Below are 17,081 nucleotides of genomic sequence, written 5' to 3' on the forward strand. Positions count from 1 at the left end.
CCGGGATGCGGAAGCCGTCGCCGATCTCGACCAGTTCGCCACGCGCGATCACCACGGTGCGCCCGCGGGCCAGCACGCTGCCGGCCAGCGCGAGGGCGGCGGCACCGTTGTTGACCACGTGCACACCGCCGGCATCGGGCACCCGCGCCGCCAGGGCGGCGAGTGCCGCGGCACCCCGGCGACCCCGCTGCCCGGTGGTCAGGTCCAGCTCCACGTCGGTGGCTCCGGCCGCGACGGTCAGCGCCTCGACGGCCGCATCCGACAGCGGTGCCCGGCCCAGGTTGGTATGCACCACCACGCCGGTGGCGTTGACGACCAGGCGCAGCGAGGTGGCGCTGGCCGGCAGTCCGGCCAGTACGTACGCCGCCACCTCCGCGGGCTCGATCTTGCCTGCCCGACAGGCGTCCAGCGCCTCGACGACGGCCGCCTTCACCCGGGCGCGCCCCAGCCGCGACGTGGCGGCGGCGACCTCCGGCAGCGCGAGCACGGCGTCGGTGCGCGGCGTACGTCGGCGCGGGTCGTCCTCCACCGGGTCTCCTCGTGACGGCTGTTCATCGAGGTATGCAGACCAACCCGCGCTTCCCCGGCGGAACGCCGCGCGCGAAGCGACGGTTCACCTGCATACCTTGACGAACATACGGCTGTTGGCGGAGGCGGACGGGAATCGAACCCGCCTGACCGGGATGCCCGGCCACTACGGTTTTGAGGACCGCGCCCGTCACCAGACGAGAAACGCCTCCGAGGCAACCATAGTGAGCCGCCGGTCGGCGCGGCAGGGCGGTGCGGAAGGGCCGGGCACGAGCATGTGGCGACTCCGGCGGGGGTACGGGCTGCTCCGGGGTGGGCCGTATCCAAGGAGGTGCCGCGGTGCAGTTCGCACAGTCGTCGTTCGTGCCGGTGGTGTTGGGCCTGTTCGGGCTCGGGACCGGCTATCTGGTGTGGGGGCCGCAGGAACTGACGGGTCGTCCCGAGCGAAGCCCGGCAGTGGACCGCTCGATGGGGGTGTGGGGCCTGTTCATGCCGGGTCTGTGCCAGCTGGTCACCGGCATCCTGCTGTTCGTGGGGCTGAGCTGGTTCCAGGTCTTCCACGACAAGCCGCTCTACATGGCCGCGCTGGCCTTCTCGGCGTACGGCATCCACTGGTTCGCCCTGGGCTGGAACCGCTTCCAGGCCAACGACCCCAGGCCCAACCTGGGCATGTCGGTCGCGTTCATCATCCTGTCCGTGCTGGGTCTCATCGTCTTCTTCAAGGCGCCGGACGGCTGGCCGGTGGGCCTGCTGTTCTGCGGCCTGACGGGGGTCTATGTCGCGGAGCTGTTCGTCAGCGTGCGCGCGCCGATCGGAGAGCGGTTGCTGGGCCTGGCGCACATCGTCACGGGGCTCTGGTTGATGTACCTGACCTTCGCTACCGTGTTGGATGTCACCTCCGGCTACACCTGGCCGCACGCCTGAGGACAGGAGCACACCCGTGGGCACCCCGAGCTTCCTCGGCTGGCCGCTGCTGCGCCAGCTCACCGGCACCGACCCGCTCGGTCGCGGCAAGGCCGCGATGTCGCCGCGCAGTGAGACGCTGACGCCGCGCACCACCGAGGCGGACAAGGTGGTCGACTCGGTCTGTCCGTACTGTGCCGTCGGCTGCGCGCAGAAGGTGTTCGTCAAGGACGGCAAGGTCACCCAGATCGAGGGCAACCCGGCCAGTCCGATCAGTCGCGGCCGACTCTGCCCCAAGGGCAGCGCCAGCAAGCAGCTGGTCACCAGCCCCACCCGGGTGACCACCGTCCGCTACCGGCGCCCCTACGGCACCGAGTGGGAGGATCTCGACCTCGACACCGCGATGGACATGATCGCCGACCGGGTGATCAAGACCCGGCGGCAGTTCTGGGAGTGGGAGGTGGACGGCAAGCGCACTCGCCGCACGATGGGCATCGCCAGCCTCGGAGGAGCGACCCTCGACAACGAGGAGAACTACCTCATGAAGAAGCTCTATACGGCGATGGGTGCGATCCAAATCGAGAACCAGGCCCGTATTTGACACTCCTCCACGGTTCCCGGTCTGGGGACCTCGTTCGGCCGCGGTGGGGCCACCACCAACCTGCAGGACCTGAGCAACGCTGACTGCATCGTCATCGAGGGTTCGAACATGGCCGAGGCGCACCCGGTCGGCTTCCAGTGGGTGGTCGAGGCCAAGCGCCGCGGCGCGACGATCGTCCACGTCGACCCGCGCTTCACCAGAACCTCCGCGCTGGCGGATGTGCACGTGCCGATCCGGGCGGGCTCGGACATCGCCTTCCTCGGCGGACTGATCAACTACGTGCTCGAACACGAGGGCTACTTCCGCGATTACGTGGTGGCCTACACCAACGCGGCCAGCGTGATCGACGAGAACTTCCGCGACACCGAGGATCTCGACGGCCTCTTCTCCGGCTATGACCCCGAGAAGGGCCACTACGATCCGATCACCTGGCGCTACGAGGCGCCCGAGGACCGCAACCCCGACGAGCAGCGGCGGCTGGAGGAGCTGGAGTCTCAGGAGGAGGGCAACGAGCGTGCTGGCGAGTCCCACGTCGCGGCCCAGTCCGAGAGCCACGGCTCGGGCGGTGCGGCGGTGCCGTGGAAGGGTCGCCGGGACGAGACACTGCAACACCCGCGGTGCGTCTTCCAGATCCTCAAGCGCCACTACGCGCGCTACACCCCGGAGATGGTGCAGGAGGTGTGCGGGATCGCGCCCGAGGACCTCCGCCGCGTGGCCGAGGCGCTGATCGGCAACAGCGGGCGCGAGCGCACCAGCGCGTTCTGCTACGCCGTCGGGTGGACGCAGCACAGCACCGGTGCACAGATGATCCGCACCGCCTCGATCCTGCAACTGCTGCTGGGCAACATCGGTCGCCCCGGCGGCGGGATCATGGCGCTGCGCGGGCACGCCTCGATCCAGGGATCGACCGACATCCCGACGCTGTTCAACATCCTGCCCGGCTACCTGCCGATGCCCCACGCCAACCAGCACCAGAGCCTGGAGGAATGGGTGCGCGACGACGAGGGCAAGGCCGGGTTCTGGGGCAACGTCCGCTCCTACTCGGTCAGCCTGCTCAAGGCGTACTGGGGCGACCGGGCCACCCCGGAGAACGACTTCTGCTTCGACTACCTGCCGCGGCTGACCGGAGACCACTCGTCGTACACGACCGTGCGGGCCCAGATCGAAGGTCGGTCGAAGGGCTACTTCATCGTCGGCGAGAACCCGGCGGTCGGGTCGGCGAACGGGAAGATGCAGCGGCTCGGCCTGGCCAACCTGGACTGGCTGGTGGTGCGCGACCTGCAGATGATCGAGTCGGCGACGTTCTGGAAGGACGGGCCGGAGATCGAGACCGGCGAGCTGGTCACCGAAGAGATCGGCACGGAGGTGTTCTTCCTGCCCGCCGCCTCGCACGTGGAGAAGGCCGGGTCGTTCACCCAGACCCAGCGCATGCTGCAGTGGCGCGACAAGGCCGTCGATCCACCGGGCGACGCCAAGAGCGAGCTGGACTTCTACTACCACCTCGGCGTCCGGATCAGGGAGAAGCTGCGCGGCTCCACCGACGAGATGGACCGGCCCCTGCTCGACCTGGCCTGGGACTACCCGACCGACGAGAAGGGCGAGGTGGACGGGCAGGCGGTGCTGCGCGAGATCAACGGCACCGGGCCGGACGGCACCGCCTTGTCGTCGTACACCGAGCTCAAGGCCGACGGCTCCACGTCCTGCGGCTGTTGGATCTATTGCGGCGTGTACGCCGACGAGGTCAACCAGGCCCGCCGGCGCAAGCCGCACTGGGAGCAGGACCAGGTGGCCGCCGAGTGGGGCTGGGTCTGGCCTGCCAATCGGCGCATCCTCTACAACCGCGCCTCGGCGGCGCCCGACGGCACGCCGTGGAGCGAGCGCAAGGCCTACGTGTGGTGGGACGCCGAACAGGGCAAGTGGACGGGCAAGGACGTGCCCGACTTCGTCGCCGACCGGCCGCCGGACTTCGTGCCCGAGGAGGGTGCCAAGGGGCCCGACGCGATCGGCGGCCAGGACCCGTTCGTCATGCAGACCGACGGGAAGGGCTGGCTGTACGCGCCGGTCGGCCTGGCCGACGGACCGATGCCGACCCACTACGAGCCGGCGGAGTCGCCGATGCACAACCCGCTCTACGGCGAGCAGAGCAATCCGACCCGGCGGCGGCTGGAGATCGCGTCGAACCCGCTCAACCCGAGCTTCATCGACGTGTTCCCCTACGTCTTCACCACCTACCGGCTCACCGAGCACCACACCGCCGGCGGGATGAGCCGCACGCTGCCCTACCTGACCGAGCTGCAGCCCGAGCCGTTCTGCGAGGTCTCGCCGCGGCTGGCGGCCCAGCGCGGCCTGGAGCACGGCGGCTGGGCCACCATCGTGACCGGGCGCACCGCCATCGAGGCGCGGGTGCTGGTCACCGACCGGCTGCGCTCGCTGCGGGTGGGGGACCGGGTCATCGAGCAGGTCGGGCTGCCCTATCACTGGGGCGGCAACGGCATCAGCCGGGGCGACTCGCCCAACGACCTGGTCAACGTCACGATGGATCCCAACGTCTACATCCAGGACAAGGTGGGCACCTGCGACATCCGGCCCGGGCGACGGCCACGCGGACGCGCGCTGACGGCGTACGTCGCCGACTACCGGCGCCGGGCCGGCATGGACCCGTCCGGTGAGCCCGACCAGAGCGAGGGAGGCATCCGGGAATGAGCAGCGCACTGTGGGGCCCGCTCGACGACGTGGCCGGCGACGCCGGCCACGTCGACCACCCGCCCCGGATGGGGTTCTTCACCGACACCTCGGTCTGCATCGGCTGCAAGGCATGCGAGGTGGCGTGCAAGGAGTGGAACCAGGTGCCCGACGACGGCTACCTGTTGACCGGGATGTCCTACGACAACACCCAGGCGCTGGGCGCGAGCACTTGGCGGCACGTGGCCTTCATCGAGAAGCCGATCGAGAAGGCCGCCGACAGACCGGTCGACCTGGGCATGCCGGGCGTCGGCGTACCCCACGGCGAGGACCAGGCGGCCTCGGGCATGCAGTGGCTGATGTCCTCCGACGTGTGCAAGCACTGCACCCACGCCGCCTGCCTCGACGTGTGCCCGACCGGGGCGCTGTTCCGCACCGAGTTCGGCACCGTGGTGGTGCAGCCCGACGTGTGCAACGGCTGCGGCTACTGCGTGCCGGCGTGCCCCTACGGGGTCATCGACCTGCGCAAGGAGGACGGCCGGGCGTTCAAGTGCACGCTGTGCTACGACCGGCTCAAGGAAGGCCAGACGCCGGCCTGCGCGCAGGCCTGCCCGACCGAGTCGATCCAGTTCGGCGAGGTCGACGAGCTGCGGCAGCGGGCGGCCGCCCGGGTGGCGGAGCTGCACGCCCGGGGCGTCGACGTGGCCCGGCTGTACGGCGCCGACCCCGAGGACGGCGTCGGCGGTGACGGCGCGTTCTTCCTGCTGCTCGACGAGCCGGAGGTCTACGGCCTGCCGCCGGACCCGGTGGTCACCACCCGCGACATCGGCTCGATCTGGAAGCACGTCGGCGCCGCCGCGGCCGGCCTGGCCGCCCTCGGCGTCGCCTCGTTCCTGGGGAGGCGACGATGAGCTCGTTCCGTGAGCGGTCGATGGTGCCGGAGCCGGAGTTCGAGTCCTACTACGGCCGGCCGATCCTCAAGGAGCCGACCTGGAAGACCCCCGACGTACCGCTGTATCTCTTCCTCGGCGGCATGGCCGGCGCCTCCGCCGTGCTCGCCGAGGGCGCGGCCCTGACCGGCCGGCCCGGCCTGGAGCGGGTCGCCCGGCTCACCGCGGCGGCCGGGGCGGGCGCCGGGACCGTCTTCCTGGTCCACGACCTCGGCCGGCCCGAGCGGTTCCTCAACATGCTGCGGGTGCTCAAGCCGACCTCGCCGCTGTCGGTCGGGTCGTTCATCCTGGCGCCGTTCAGCGGGCTGGCGGCGGCCGCCGCCGGGTCGGCGGTGACCGGCTGGCTGCCGCGGCTGGGCCGGCTGGCCGGCGTGGGCGCGGCAGCCTTCGGGCCGCCGCTGGCGACCTACACCGCCGCCCTGTTCGCCAACACCGCGGTGCCGACCTGGCACGAGGCGCACCGCGAGCTGCCGTTCATCTTCGGTGCGTCCGGCGCGGCGGCCGCGGGCGGCATGGGCCTGCTGTGCGCGCCCGCGGACCAGCACGGCCCGGCGGCGCGGATGGCGGTCGCCGGCGCGGTCGTCGAGGGCGTCGGCAGCGTGCTGATGGAGCGTCGGCTCGGCATGCTCGCCGAGCCCTACCGCAAGGGCCTGCCGGGAAAGCTCACCATGGCGGCGCGGGCGCTCACCGTCGGCGGCGCGGCGCTGACTGCCGTCGGTGCCGTGACGGGCACCCGGGGGGCGCTGGTACGCCGGCTGGGTGGTGCGGCGCTGGTGGCCGGCTCGGCCACGCTCCGCTTCGCGGTCTTCGAGGCGGGCCGCGCCTCGGCCCGCGACCCGAAGTACACCGTCGTCCCGCAGCGCGAACGGCTCGCGGGGAGGAGCGCGACCGGGTCCGTGCCACGATGAGGGTGTGACACTCGCGGAGCCCCGCCCTCGTCTGACCCAGTACGCCGCCGGCGGTGGCTGCGCCTGCAAGGTTCCGCCGGGGGAGTTGGAGCGGGTGCTCGGCGCCCTGACGCCGCCGGTCGGCGACGACCTGCTGGTCGGGGTCGAGACCGGCGACGACGCCGCGGTGGTCCGCCTGGACGGCCTCGCCGGCGGGCCGAGCCGGGCGATCGTCATGACGACCGACTTCTTCACGCCGGTGGTCGACGACCCCTACGACTGGGGCCGGATCGCCGCCACCAACGCGCTCAGCGATGTCTATGCCATGGGCGGCGAGCCCCTGGTCGCCGTCAACCTGCTGGCCTGGCCTCGGGACCGGATCCCCTTCGAGCTCGCCGCGGAGGTGCTGCGCGGCGGGGCCGAGGTGTCCGCCGCGGCCGGCTGCCACCTGGCCGGCGGGCACAGCATCGACGACCCGGAGCCGAAGTACGGGCTGGCGGTCACCGGCGTCGCCGACCCGGCGCGGCTGCTGCGCAACGACGCCGGGGTGCCCGGCGTACCCCTGACCCTCACCAAGCCGCTCGGCCTGGGCATCCTCAACAACCGGCACAAGGCCACCGGCGAGATCTTCGTCGAGGCAGTCGAGACGATGACGACCCTCAACCGCGAGGCCTCCCGGGCGGCGCTGGCCGCCGGCGTGGTCTGCGCCACCGATGTGACCGGCTTCGGTCTGCTCGGCCATCTCTACAAGCTGGTGCGCGCCAGCGGCGTCTCGGCGGTGATCGACGCGGCCGCGGTGCCCTACCTCGAGGCCGCCCGGCCGTCGTACGCCGCGGGCTACGTGCCCGGTGGCAGCCGTCGCAACCTGGACTGGGTGCGCCCGCACGTGGAGTCACGGGTCGACGAGGACGAGCTGCTGCTGCTCGCCGACGCGCAGACCTCCGGTGGGCTGCTCGTCGCCGGCGAGCTGCCCGGCCATCCCGTCATCGGCGAGCTGATCCCGGCCGCCGAGGCGGCCATCATCGTGCGCTGAGGACGCCCCCGCCGCCCGGCCCGGATGCCGGTGACCGGCATCACCTTTCCCGCACGCCCTCGTTGAAACCGGCGAGTAGACACGGGCCGCCCTGCGGTCGTTGCCGCCAGAAATGAAACGTGTTCTACTTGTCGGGCCGACGTGACCCGGGTCACGCGGACCGACCGCCAGGCCGTGGGAAGGGTGCCAGATGTCCGTGCAGTTCGCCTCGCTGGTGCGGGGCATGGGCGGGATCGGCCTGATGACGGTCGAGGTGACCAAGTCGTTGTTCACGACGAGGTTCCAGACCCGCGAGTTCATCGAGCAGGCCTGGTTCATGACCAGCGTGACGCTGATGCCCACGATCTTGGTCAGCATCCCGTTCGGTGCGGTGATCTCCCTCCAGGTCGGCAACCTGACCGGCCAGCTCGGGGCGCAGTCCTTCGCCGGCGCCACCGCCGTACTCGCCGTGGTGCGCGAGGCGGCGCCGATCGCCGCGGCGCTGATCATCGCCGGCGCCGCCGGATCGGCGATCTGCTCGGACATGGGCGCGCGCAAGATCCGCGAGGAGATCGACGCCATGGAGGTGCTGGGCATCGACCCGGTCGTCCGCCTGGTCACCCCGCGCGTGGTCGCCTGCCTGTTCGTCTCGGTGATGATCAACGGCATCGTGATCGCCACGGGCATCGGCGGCGGCTACTTCTTCACCGTGATGGTCCAGGGCGGCTCCGCGGGGGCGTTCCTGTCCAGTTTCACCGCGCTCGCCTCCCTGCCCGACCTCTACATCAGCATGGTCAAGGCGGCGCTGTTCGGCTTCCTCGCGGCCATCGTCGGCGCCCACAACGGGCTGCGCGCGGCCGGCGGCCCCAGCGGCGTGGGCCGCGCGGTCAACGAGTCGGTGATCGTCGCGTTCATGCTGCTGTTCGTTCTCAACTCGCTCATCACCGCGGTCTACTTCCAGGTCGTTCCGCAGGACGGGTTGTGACGCCATGGCGATGATCCAGACGCTCGGCCAGGTCGGCGGCGCGGTCGTCCGCGAGCGGCGCCGCCGCATCGAGGAGTACGGCGACCAGCTGCTGTTCTACGTCCGCGCGTTGCGCTCTACCCCGCGGGCGGTGGTGCACCATCGCCGCGAGCTGTTCAACATCCTGGCCGAGGTCGCCTTCGGCGCGGGCGCGCTGACGATGATCGCCGGGACCGCCGGCGTGATCGCGTTCATGGCGTTCTTCGCCGGCACCGAGGTCGGCATCCAGGGCTATGCGTCGCTGAGCCAGATCGGGGTGGCGAAGTTCACCGCGTTCATCTCGGCGTACTTCAACACCCGTGAGGTCGCCCCGCTCGTCTCGGCGATCGCGCTCGCCGCCACGGTCGGCTGTGGCTACACCGCCCGGTTGGGCGCGATGCGGATCAGCGAGGAGATCGACGCCCTGGAGTCGATGGGGATCCCGTCGGTGCCCTACCTGGTCACCACCCGGATGGTGGCCGGCTTCGTCGCGGTGATCCCGCTCTACGTGATCGCGCTGTGCGCGTCGTACCTCTCGCCGCGGCTGATCACGACCCTCATCTACCACCAGTCCGCGGGCACCTACGACCACTACTTCCTGGCGTTCCTGCCGCCGCAGGACATCCTGTGGTCCTTCCTCAAGCTCATCGTCTTGGCGATCGCCGTCATCCTCGTCCACTGCTACTACGGCTACACCGCCTCGGGCGGGCCGGCCGGCGTGGGGCGCGCGGTCGGCCTGGCCATCCGCACCTCGATCGTCACCGTCGTGGTCGCCGACTTCTTCCTCAGCTTCGCGATCTGGGGCTCCACCACGACCGTGCGGATCACCGGATGACGGTGTCGTGATGCTGGCCAACATCCACCACGACAGCACCCGCGAGCACAATCGGCTGCTCGTCGCCGGGGTGGTCTACGTCGTCGTGCTTGCGCTGCTGGTCGCGCTCTCGATCGCGGTCTACCAGAAGGTCTTCACCAAGGTCACCTGGGTCACGATCAAGGCAGACCGTGCCGGCCTGCAGCTGCCGAAGTTCGGCGACGTGCGGATGCACGGCGTCCTGGTGGGGCAGGTCCGCTCCATCAGCCAGGACGGCAGGGAGGCGGTGATCAAGCTCGGCCTGCAGCCCAAGGCCGCCCAGCAGATCCCGGCCAACGTCTCGGTCGACATCATGCCGACCACCCTGTTCGGGCAGAAGTACGTCGAGTTCGTCGACCCGGCTCACCCCGACACTCGGGGACTGACCAGCGGCACGGTGATCCCGGCCTCGCGGGTGCGCACCAGCGTCGAGCTGGAGTCGGTGCTGGCCCGGCTCTACCCGCTGCTCGAAGCCGTGCGGCCGCAGGACCTCGACAGCACCCTGACCGCGCTCTCGACCGCGCTGTCCGGAAACGGCGCCAACCTCGGTGCCACCATCACCGAGCTCGACGGCTACCTCAAGACGCTCAACGTCCACCTGCCCACGCTGCGCTCGGACATCAACCGGTTCGCCGATGTGGCACAGACCTACGCCCTGGCCGCGCCCGACCTGGTCAAGATCCTCTCCAACGCCACCACCACGGCACGCACCGTCACCGCCGAGCAGGCGAACCTCAAGGGCCTGTTCGACAGCGTCGCCGGACTCTCCGGCGACACCACCGCGCTGCTGGCCGACAACGAGCAGGGCATCCAGGACGAGGGGAACCTCGCCGTACCGCTGCTGAAACTGCTCGACACCTACTCGCCGGAGTACCCCTGCCTGCTGGAGGGGCTGGACAAGTACACCGCCAACCTCAACCAGATCTTCCGCAACAACCGGGTCAGCCAGACCATGACGCTGGGCGGCACCCAGAAGCCCGCCTACACCCGCGCCGACCGTCCCGAGTACGGCGAGATCGGGCACGGGCCGTGGTGCGCCGGGCTGCCCGAGGCCGCGGAGCACCCACGCTCGCCGAAGCTGACCCAGCCCCTCAAGGACGGGACCCAGGACGACCCGGCGCAGCACCCCGACATCCTGCGGGTGGGCCAGTGACCAGCGCGACCCGTCGACGGAACCTGGTGACCGCCACTGCGGCGGTCAAGCTGGGCGTCTTCACCGTCGTCTCGGTCCTGGTGACGGGGCTGCTGGCGGTGATCATGGGGCACCTGGGCGGCTCCGGGCAGACCCAGTACCAGGCGATCTTCACCAGTGCGAGCGAGCTGAAGAAGGGCGACGACGTGCGCGTGGCCGGCGTCTCGGTGGGCGAGGTCCGCAAGGTCCAGATCTACGGGCAGAACCGGGCGCTGGTGACCTTCCGGGTCGACAAGGACGTGCCGATGACGACCTCGTCCGGGGCCCAGGTCCGGTACCTCAACCTGGTCGGCGACCGCTACCTCGCGCTCACCGAGGGCAAGCCTGGCGCCCCGCGCCTGCAGCCCGGCGAGCCGATCCCGGTGTCCCAGACCACGCCGGCGCTCAACCTCACCGAGCTGTTCAACGGCTTCCAGCCGCTCTTCCAGGCGCTCACCCCGGCCGACGTCAACAAGCTCTCCCTCAACATCGTCCAGGTGCTGCAGGGCGAGGGCGGCACCATCGCCAGCGTCCTGCAGGAGACCGCCTCGCTGACCAACACCCTCGCCGACCGCGATCAGCTCATCGGCCAGGTGATCTCGAACCTCTCCTCGACGCTGAAGACCGTCGACAGCCACCACCAGCAGCTGGCCCAGCTGCTCACCCAGCTCAACGGCTGGCTGGGCGACCTGGCCAAGGACAAGACCGACATCGGCGACTCCGTGCACCAGATCTCGGATCTGAGCGACCAGCTGGCGAAGCTGCTGCTCGACGTACGCCCCGCGACGAAGGCCGACATCGCGCAGCTGAAGAACGTGATGACCACGCTCAACAAGCCCGAGAACCAGGCCATCATGAGCGACACGCTCGCGCGGCTGCCCACCACGCTGCGCCGCCAGGCCCGGATCGGCACGTACGGCGGCTGGTACAACTACTACCTCTGTGACTTCGACGCCAAGATCGTGCTGCCGTCGTTGGGCAAGGCGCTGGACGACTCGCCGGCGATCAAGGCGCTGCAGAAGGCGCTGAGCAGTATCTCGATCTACAGCACCGCGAAGAGGTGTGACCTCTGATGGCGCGGCGTACCGAACGGCAGCTCACCCGGGCGGGGCTCATCACCCTGATGGCGCTGGTGCTCGGCCTGGTGCTGGCCTTCAACGTGCAGAAGCTGCCCGGCTTCCGGGGTACGACCTACCACGCCGAGTTCACCGACGCCAGCGGCCTGCACGTCGGCGACCGCGTCGAGGTGGCGGGCATCCGGGTCGGCCGGGTCGACGGCATCCGGATCGACGGCGCCAAGGTGATCGTCGACTTCGACGTCTCCGGGGCGACGCTCGGCGACGACACCAAGGCGTCGATCCAGGTGCTCAACCTGCTGGGGGAGAAGTACCTCGACCTCGACCCGAGCCCGAGCGGTGCCCGCGAGCTCAGCGCCGGCGCGACCATCCCGTTGGCCCGCACCTCGGCCGGCTACGACATCGTCGGCACCCTCGACGAGCTGACCACCACCACCGAGTCGATCGACACCGACCAGCTCGGCACCGCGCTCGACACCCTCTCCGACGCGGTCTCGCAGGCCTCGCCGCAGCTCAAGGGCAGCTTCGACGGGCTGGCCAGGCTCTCCCAGACGATCGCCTCCCGCGACGCCGACATCTCCAGCCTGCTCACCCACGCCCAGCACGTGGTCGACCTGGTCAACAAGCGCAAGGGCGACCTGGTCGGGCTGATGCAGCAGGGCGACCAGATCTTCTCCGAGCTGATCCAGCGCCGCGACGACATCCACAGCCTGCTGGTCAACGCCACCAGCCTGGCCAACCAGCTCTCCGGCCTGGCCAAGGACAACGAGAAGCAGATCGGGCCCGCGCTCGACCAGCTCGACAAGGCCATCACGTTCCTCAACGACCGCAAGCAGGAGCTCGGCGACACGATCAAGTACTACGGGCCCTACGCCTCGATCCTGATCAACATCATCGGCACCGGCCCCTGGTTCGATGCCTACGTCCCCAACTTCACCAGCATGGCGACCGGCGAGTTCGTGCCCGGGCACCGGCCGGGGCTGAAGTGAGGGTGAGGCTGCCATGACGACCCTCCTGCGCCAGATCAGCCGGCCGCGGGCCGTCGTGCTCGTGGTGGTGCTGCTGCTCGTCGTGGGCCTGGTCACGGCATTCCGTGGCGGGCAGAGCACCCGGACGGTGACCGCCCACTTCTCCCAGGCGGTGAGCATCTACAAGGGCTCGGACGTCGACATCATGGGAGTGCGGGTCGGCAAGGTGCTCTCCGTGACGCCGCAGGGTCAGAGCGTCAGGGTCGTCATGGAGTACGACGCCAAGTACCGGCTGCCGGCGCAGGTGAAGGCCGCGATCGTGACCCCGACGCTGGTCGCGGACCGGTTCGTCCAGCTGGCGCCGGCCTACACCGGTGGCAAGACCCTGCCGGACAAGGGCGACATCCCGATGTCGCGCACCGCCGTACCGGTGGAGATGGACCAGATCTACAAGAGCCTGGCCGACCTCACCGATGCGCTCGGGCCCAACGGTGCGAACAAGTCCGGGGCGCTGAACGACCTGCTCGCCTCCAGCGCGAAGGCGCTCAAGGGCAACGGCCAGGCCGGCCACGAGATGATCGCCAACCTCTCGGCCGCCGCCCAGACGCTGTCGAAGAACTCCCCGCAGCTGTTCGACACCCTCGACTCGCTCGCCCAGATCACCCAGACGCTCGCCGACAACGACGACACCGTGCAGAGCTTCATGACCCACCTGGCCAAGGTCTCCCAGCAGCTGTCGGGGGAGAGCGGCGACCTGCAGCAGGCGCTGTCCGCAATCGCAGACGCCGTCTCGGTGACCCGCGGCTTCGTGCACGACAACAAGGACGCGCTGGTCGGCGACATCAAGCAGCTCACCGAGACGCTCAACGTGCTCGCCCAGCAGAAAGACAGTCTGGCCACCACCCTTCAGCTGGCGCCGCTCGGGCTGGGCAACCTGGCCGACTCCTTCGACACCATCACCGGAACCGAGGGCATCCGGCTGCAGCTCGGTCCGACCGGCTCCGACCTGCCCGGCATCCTGTGCGCCCTGGTCACCAACGACAAGGTGCCGAACGCCGGCACGGTCTGCGACCTGTTCAAGGCACTGATCCCCAACAGCCTGACCTCCAGCGTCGGGGCCGGGCTGACGAACCTCGGCGTACCGAGCCTGGTCACCAACGGAACCAGCAGCCTGTCCTCGCTCGCCTCGCAGGTGCAGAGCATGGTCGGTGGCGCCACGAAGGGGGCGAAGAAGTGAGGCCCCGGATCCTTCTCCTGGCCACCGCACTGGTGGTGGCGCTGGTCGGGCTGTCCGGCTGTGGCGGCATCCAGGCCTACGACCTGCCGCTGCCCGGCAAGCAGGTCGGCGCCTCGGACGGCTACCGGGTCACCGCCGACTTCGCCGACGTGGTCGACGTCGTGCCGCGCACGCTGGTGATGGCCAACGACGTCCCCGTCGGGCAGGTCGACTCCGTCAAGCGGGTCGGCTGGCACGCGCGCGTCACGATGACCGTCCGCAAGGACATCGTGCTCCCCGCCGACGCTGTCGCCGACGTGCGCCAGACCAGCCTGCTGGGGGAGAAGTACATCGCCCTCGAGGCGCCCGCCGGCTCGACCGTCGCGGCGAAGGGTCGGCTGAAGGACGGCGCGTTCATCCCGATGTCGAGCACCACCCGCAACCCCGAGGTGGAGGAGGTGCTCGGCGCGCTGTCCTCGCTGCTCGCCGGCGGCGGCGTGGGCCAGCTCAAGACGATCAGCACCGAGCTCAACAACATGATGGACGGCCGCACCGACGACATCCGCGACGTGCTGGCTCAGCTCAACACCATGGTCGGGTCGCTGGACGCGGAGAAGAACGACATCGTCGCGGCGATGGACCAGGTCAACCGGCTGACCTCGACGCTGAACGCCGAGAAGGACACCGTGGCCCAGGCCCTCGACTCCTTCGGTCCGGCGCTCGAGGTGCTCGATCAGCAGCACCGGGACCTGATGACGATGCTCGACTCGCTCGACCATCTGGGCACCGTCGCCACCCGGGTGATCAACGAGAGCGGCGCCAATGTCACCGCCGCGCTGCGCCATCTCAAACCGACGCTGACCAAGCTGGCGCAGGCCGGCGACTCGCTGCCGCGTGGCCTGATGATGGCGGCCAGCTTCCCGTTCCCCAAGGAGGCGGCGAACCTGGCGATGGGCGACTACTCCAACGCGCTGTTCCACATGGACTTCGACCTCGGCAAGCTGCTCAAGGGCCTCGCGACCGGCGGCAACACCGGCCTGCCGCAGGTGCTGCAGTTGTGCGGCACCTACAGCAGCGACTGCGCGCAGATCCAGCCGCTGGTCAAGGCGCTGTGCCAGCTCACCGGCCTGGACATGGTGTGCTCGATGGTCGGCAAGGGCTCGGTGCTGCCGAGCACGGCACGCAGTGGCAGCACCGCCACCCCGAGTACGCCGCAGATCCCCGATCTGCCCAATACCGGCGCCACGCTGCAGAGCCTGACCCAGCAGCTCACCGGCACCGTGACCGGCCTGCTCGGCGGCGACGGCAGCCAGCCGCCCTCGGGCATCGGTGCCCTGACCAGCGCGCTGCTGGGCACCCGGGGAGGTGCGAGGTGACCCGCTCGGTCAAGGTCCGGCTGTTGACGTTCCTGGTCATCGCCTGCGTCGGCATCGTGTACGTCGCGGCCTCCTACCTCGGCGTCGTCGACCGGGTACTCGGCCGGGGCTTCGCCGTCGACGTGTCCCTGCCCGGCTCCGGTGGCCTCTACGTCGGCAGCGAGGTCGACTACCGCGGCGTCAAGGTCGGCAAGGTGAGCGGCATGACGCTGACCAGGTCCGGCGTACGTGTGCGGGTGCAGCTGCAGCAGGGCACCCGGATCCCGCAGGACGCCACCGTCCGGGTCTCGGACCTGTCAGCCGTGGGGGAGCAGTACCTCGACTTCCTGCCCACCCACACCGGCGGCCCGTATCTCGGCCAGGGCGACCGGATCAGCGCCGGCGCCTCCGCGCTGCCGCAGTCGACCGACGACCTGCTGACCAAGGTCAGCGGCTTCACCGACTCGGTGAAGGCGACCGACCTGCAGACGGTGGTCGCCGAGCTCGGCGACATGTTCCGCGGCAACGCGGCCAACCTGCGCACCCTGGTCGACTCCGGCCAGAACCTGGTGCACCAGGCCAGCAAGCACGAGCAGGCCACCATCGACCTGCTCGACAGCAGCCAGCAGGTGCTCGCCACCCAGCAGGCGCACAGCGACGACATCGCCAGCTTCGCGCAGGGGCTCGCCCAGGTCACGCACGCGCTGAAGGCCTCCGACCCGCAGTTGCGCCAGATCCTGCAGGGCGGACCGGCGACAGTGAAGCAGGTCGACTCGCTGGTGCAGGGCCTGCAGCCGGTGCTGCCGGTCTTCATCGCCAACCTGGCCACGGTCAACCAGGTGCTCACCGCCCGGCTGCCCGCACTCGAGCAGACCCTGGTGACGTTCCCGATGATGGTCGCCAACGGCTTCGTGGGCACGCCCGGCGACGGCTACGGCCACCTCAACATGCAGCTGACCTACACCGTTCCGGACTGCACCCAGGGCTACCTGCCCAGCTCGCAGTGGCTGCCCGGCACCGACATGAGCGACCCGCCGACGTACCCGGCCACGTGCACCGACCCGCGTGCCCAGCCGGGCTACACGGGTCCGGATCCGATCACGCAGCGGGGCGTGAACATGGCCCCGAAGGTCGCCGACGACGGAGGTACGACGTACCGGATCGCGCCGTACGATGCCTCGACGGGGGAGACGGATCTCGGCGACGGGAAGACGGTGACGGTGACACCTGGTGACGGCGACGGACCCCTGTCCGTGCTGAAGAGCTTCGAGGCGCTGGTGGGCGGGGTCTCGTGACGAAGACGATCAACGCGGCGCTGGCCGCACTGCTGGCGCTCGTCCTCATCGCCGTGGTGGTGGTGCTGGTCGGGGGCAACAAGGTGCTGCCCTGGACGACGCATGCGCAGCGGCAGATCGACCGCTACGGCGACGTGCAGCAGGCCGCCAGCCGGTCGGTGCTGGCCTTCCTCGACGTCGACTACCAGGACATGGACGCACGCATCAAGAAGGTCGAGTCGCTGGCGACGGGCACGTTCAAGACGCAGTACGCCGCCACCTCCACCGACCTCAAGGCCGCCGCCCAGCAGGCCCAGGCGAAGTCGACCGGCAGGGTGCGGTACGTCGGCGTCAACAAGGTCTCCGGCTCCACCGCGACCGCCCTGGTCGCCGCCGACGTGGTGGTGGCGAACACCTCCACCGCCCAGCAGAAGGCGACCAAGACGTGTCCGCACGCCGGGGCGCGCTGCGATCAGTACCGCTTCGTCGTCACGCTCACCAAGACCGGCAGTGGCTGGAAGATGTCGAACCTGGCGGGTGTGTCATGAGCGCCGCCTTCGGATGCTCGCTTCGCCCCGCTCCGAACGGGGACGCCGCATGAG

General features: G+C 70.0%; 15 protein-coding genes, 1 tRNA gene and 1 pseudogene. 15 read left to right on the forward strand and 2 right to left on the reverse strand.

Translation table 11 applies throughout. The annotated features are described in order from the left end of the window. Positions 1-529 (reverse strand): L-seryl-tRNA(Sec) selenium transferase (locus tag VHA72_RS08605; RefSeq protein ID WP_524538586.1); only part of this gene is annotated, 529 nt, incomplete at its 3' end. Between the two features lie 116 nt (positions 530-645). Next, positions 646-740: transfer RNA gene (locus tag VHA72_RS08610), tRNA-Sec, on the reverse strand. 127 nt (positions 741-867) lie between these two features. On the opposite strand from VHA72_RS08610, the gene VHA72_RS08615 reads away from it, so the two are divergent. The 15 genes and pseudogenes from VHA72_RS08615 (at position 868) to VHA72_RS08680 (ending at position 17,027) form a co-directional block, all read left to right on the forward strand. Then, positions 868-1,452 carry a hypothetical protein gene (locus tag VHA72_RS08615; RefSeq protein WP_325574246.1) on the forward strand — a complete coding sequence of 195 codons (585 nt, stop codon included), beginning with the start codon at positions 868-870 and terminating at the stop codon, positions 1,450-1,452. A 16-nt stretch (positions 1,453-1,468) separates the two neighbouring features. Beyond that, positions 1,469-2,032 (forward strand): hypothetical protein, encoded by a 564-nt coding sequence (locus VHA72_RS16560; RefSeq protein WP_524538587.1) that lies wholly within the window; start codon positions 1,469-1,471, stop codon positions 2,030-2,032. Between the two features lie 12 nt (positions 2,033-2,044). Continuing rightward, a pseudogene (gene fdh / locus VHA72_RS08620) lies at positions 2,045-4,735 on the forward strand (formate dehydrogenase); the annotation flags it as partial. Then, positions 4,732-5,625, forward strand: a complete 894-nt coding sequence (locus VHA72_RS08625) for a 4Fe-4S dicluster domain-containing protein (RefSeq protein ID WP_325574250.1) — start codon at positions 4,732-4,734, stop codon at positions 5,623-5,625. The pseudogene fdh and the gene VHA72_RS08625, both read left to right, overlap by 4 nt. Beyond that, positions 5,622-6,572, forward strand: a complete 951-nt coding sequence (nrfD, locus tag VHA72_RS08630; protein WP_325574251.1) for an NrfD/PsrC family molybdoenzyme membrane anchor subunit — start codon at positions 5,622-5,624, stop codon at positions 6,570-6,572. The genes VHA72_RS08625 and nrfD overlap by 4 nt, the downstream gene beginning before the upstream one ends. 4 nt (positions 6,573-6,576) lie before the next feature. After that, positions 6,577-7,584 carry a selenide, water dikinase SelD gene (gene selD, locus VHA72_RS08635; RefSeq protein WP_325574253.1) on the forward strand — a complete coding sequence of 336 codons (1,008 nt, stop codon included), beginning with the start codon at positions 6,577-6,579 and terminating at the stop codon, positions 7,582-7,584. Between the two features lie 190 nt (positions 7,585-7,774). Then, entirely contained in the window at positions 7,775-8,548 is a 774-nt protein-coding gene (locus VHA72_RS08640) for an MlaE family ABC transporter permease (RefSeq protein ID WP_325574255.1), read from the forward strand. A 10-nt stretch (positions 8,549-8,558) separates the two neighbouring features. Next, positions 8,559-9,401: an ABC transporter permease gene (locus VHA72_RS08645; RefSeq protein WP_325574271.1), complete on the forward strand. Its 843-nt coding sequence runs from the start codon at positions 8,559-8,561 to the stop codon at positions 9,399-9,401. Between the two features lie 10 nt (positions 9,402-9,411). Beyond that, positions 9,412-10,572, forward strand: a complete 1,161-nt coding sequence (locus VHA72_RS08650; RefSeq protein WP_325574257.1) for an MCE family protein — start codon at positions 9,412-9,414, stop codon at positions 10,570-10,572. A gap of 26 nt (positions 10,573-10,598) precedes the next feature. Next, entirely contained in the window at positions 10,599-11,663 is a 1,065-nt protein-coding gene (locus VHA72_RS08655; protein WP_325574259.1) for an MCE family protein, read from the forward strand. Next, entirely contained in the window at positions 11,663-12,655 is a 993-nt protein-coding gene (locus VHA72_RS08660) for an MCE family protein (RefSeq protein WP_325574261.1), read from the forward strand. The genes VHA72_RS08655 and VHA72_RS08660 overlap by 1 nt, the downstream gene beginning before the upstream one ends. A 13-nt stretch (positions 12,656-12,668) precedes the next feature. After that, on the forward strand, positions 12,669-13,871 hold the full coding sequence (locus tag VHA72_RS08665; RefSeq protein ID WP_325574263.1) for an MCE family protein: 1,203 nt from the start codon (positions 12,669-12,671) through the stop codon (positions 13,869-13,871). Next, positions 13,868-15,226 (forward strand): MCE family protein, encoded by a 1,359-nt coding sequence (locus VHA72_RS08670; protein WP_325574265.1) that lies wholly within the window; start codon positions 13,868-13,870, stop codon positions 15,224-15,226. Before VHA72_RS08665 ends, VHA72_RS08670 begins: the two co-directional genes overlap by 4 nt. Then, positions 15,223-16,500 carry an MCE family protein gene (locus VHA72_RS08675; protein ID WP_325574267.1) on the forward strand — a complete coding sequence of 426 codons (1,278 nt, stop codon included), beginning with the start codon at positions 15,223-15,225 and terminating at the stop codon, positions 16,498-16,500. The genes VHA72_RS08670 and VHA72_RS08675 overlap by 4 nt, the downstream gene beginning before the upstream one ends. Beyond that, positions 16,497-17,027 carry an Rv1363c family protein gene (locus VHA72_RS08680; RefSeq protein WP_325574269.1) on the forward strand — a complete coding sequence of 177 codons (531 nt, stop codon included), beginning with the start codon at positions 16,497-16,499 and terminating at the stop codon, positions 17,025-17,027. Before VHA72_RS08675 ends, VHA72_RS08680 begins: the two co-directional genes overlap by 4 nt. The last annotated feature ends 54 nt before the right edge of the window (positions 17,028-17,081 follow it).

It is taken from the genome of Nocardioides sp. (genome assembly GCF_035547795.1).
GTDB lineage: Bacteria > Actinomycetota > Actinomycetes > Propionibacteriales > Nocardioidaceae > Nocardioides.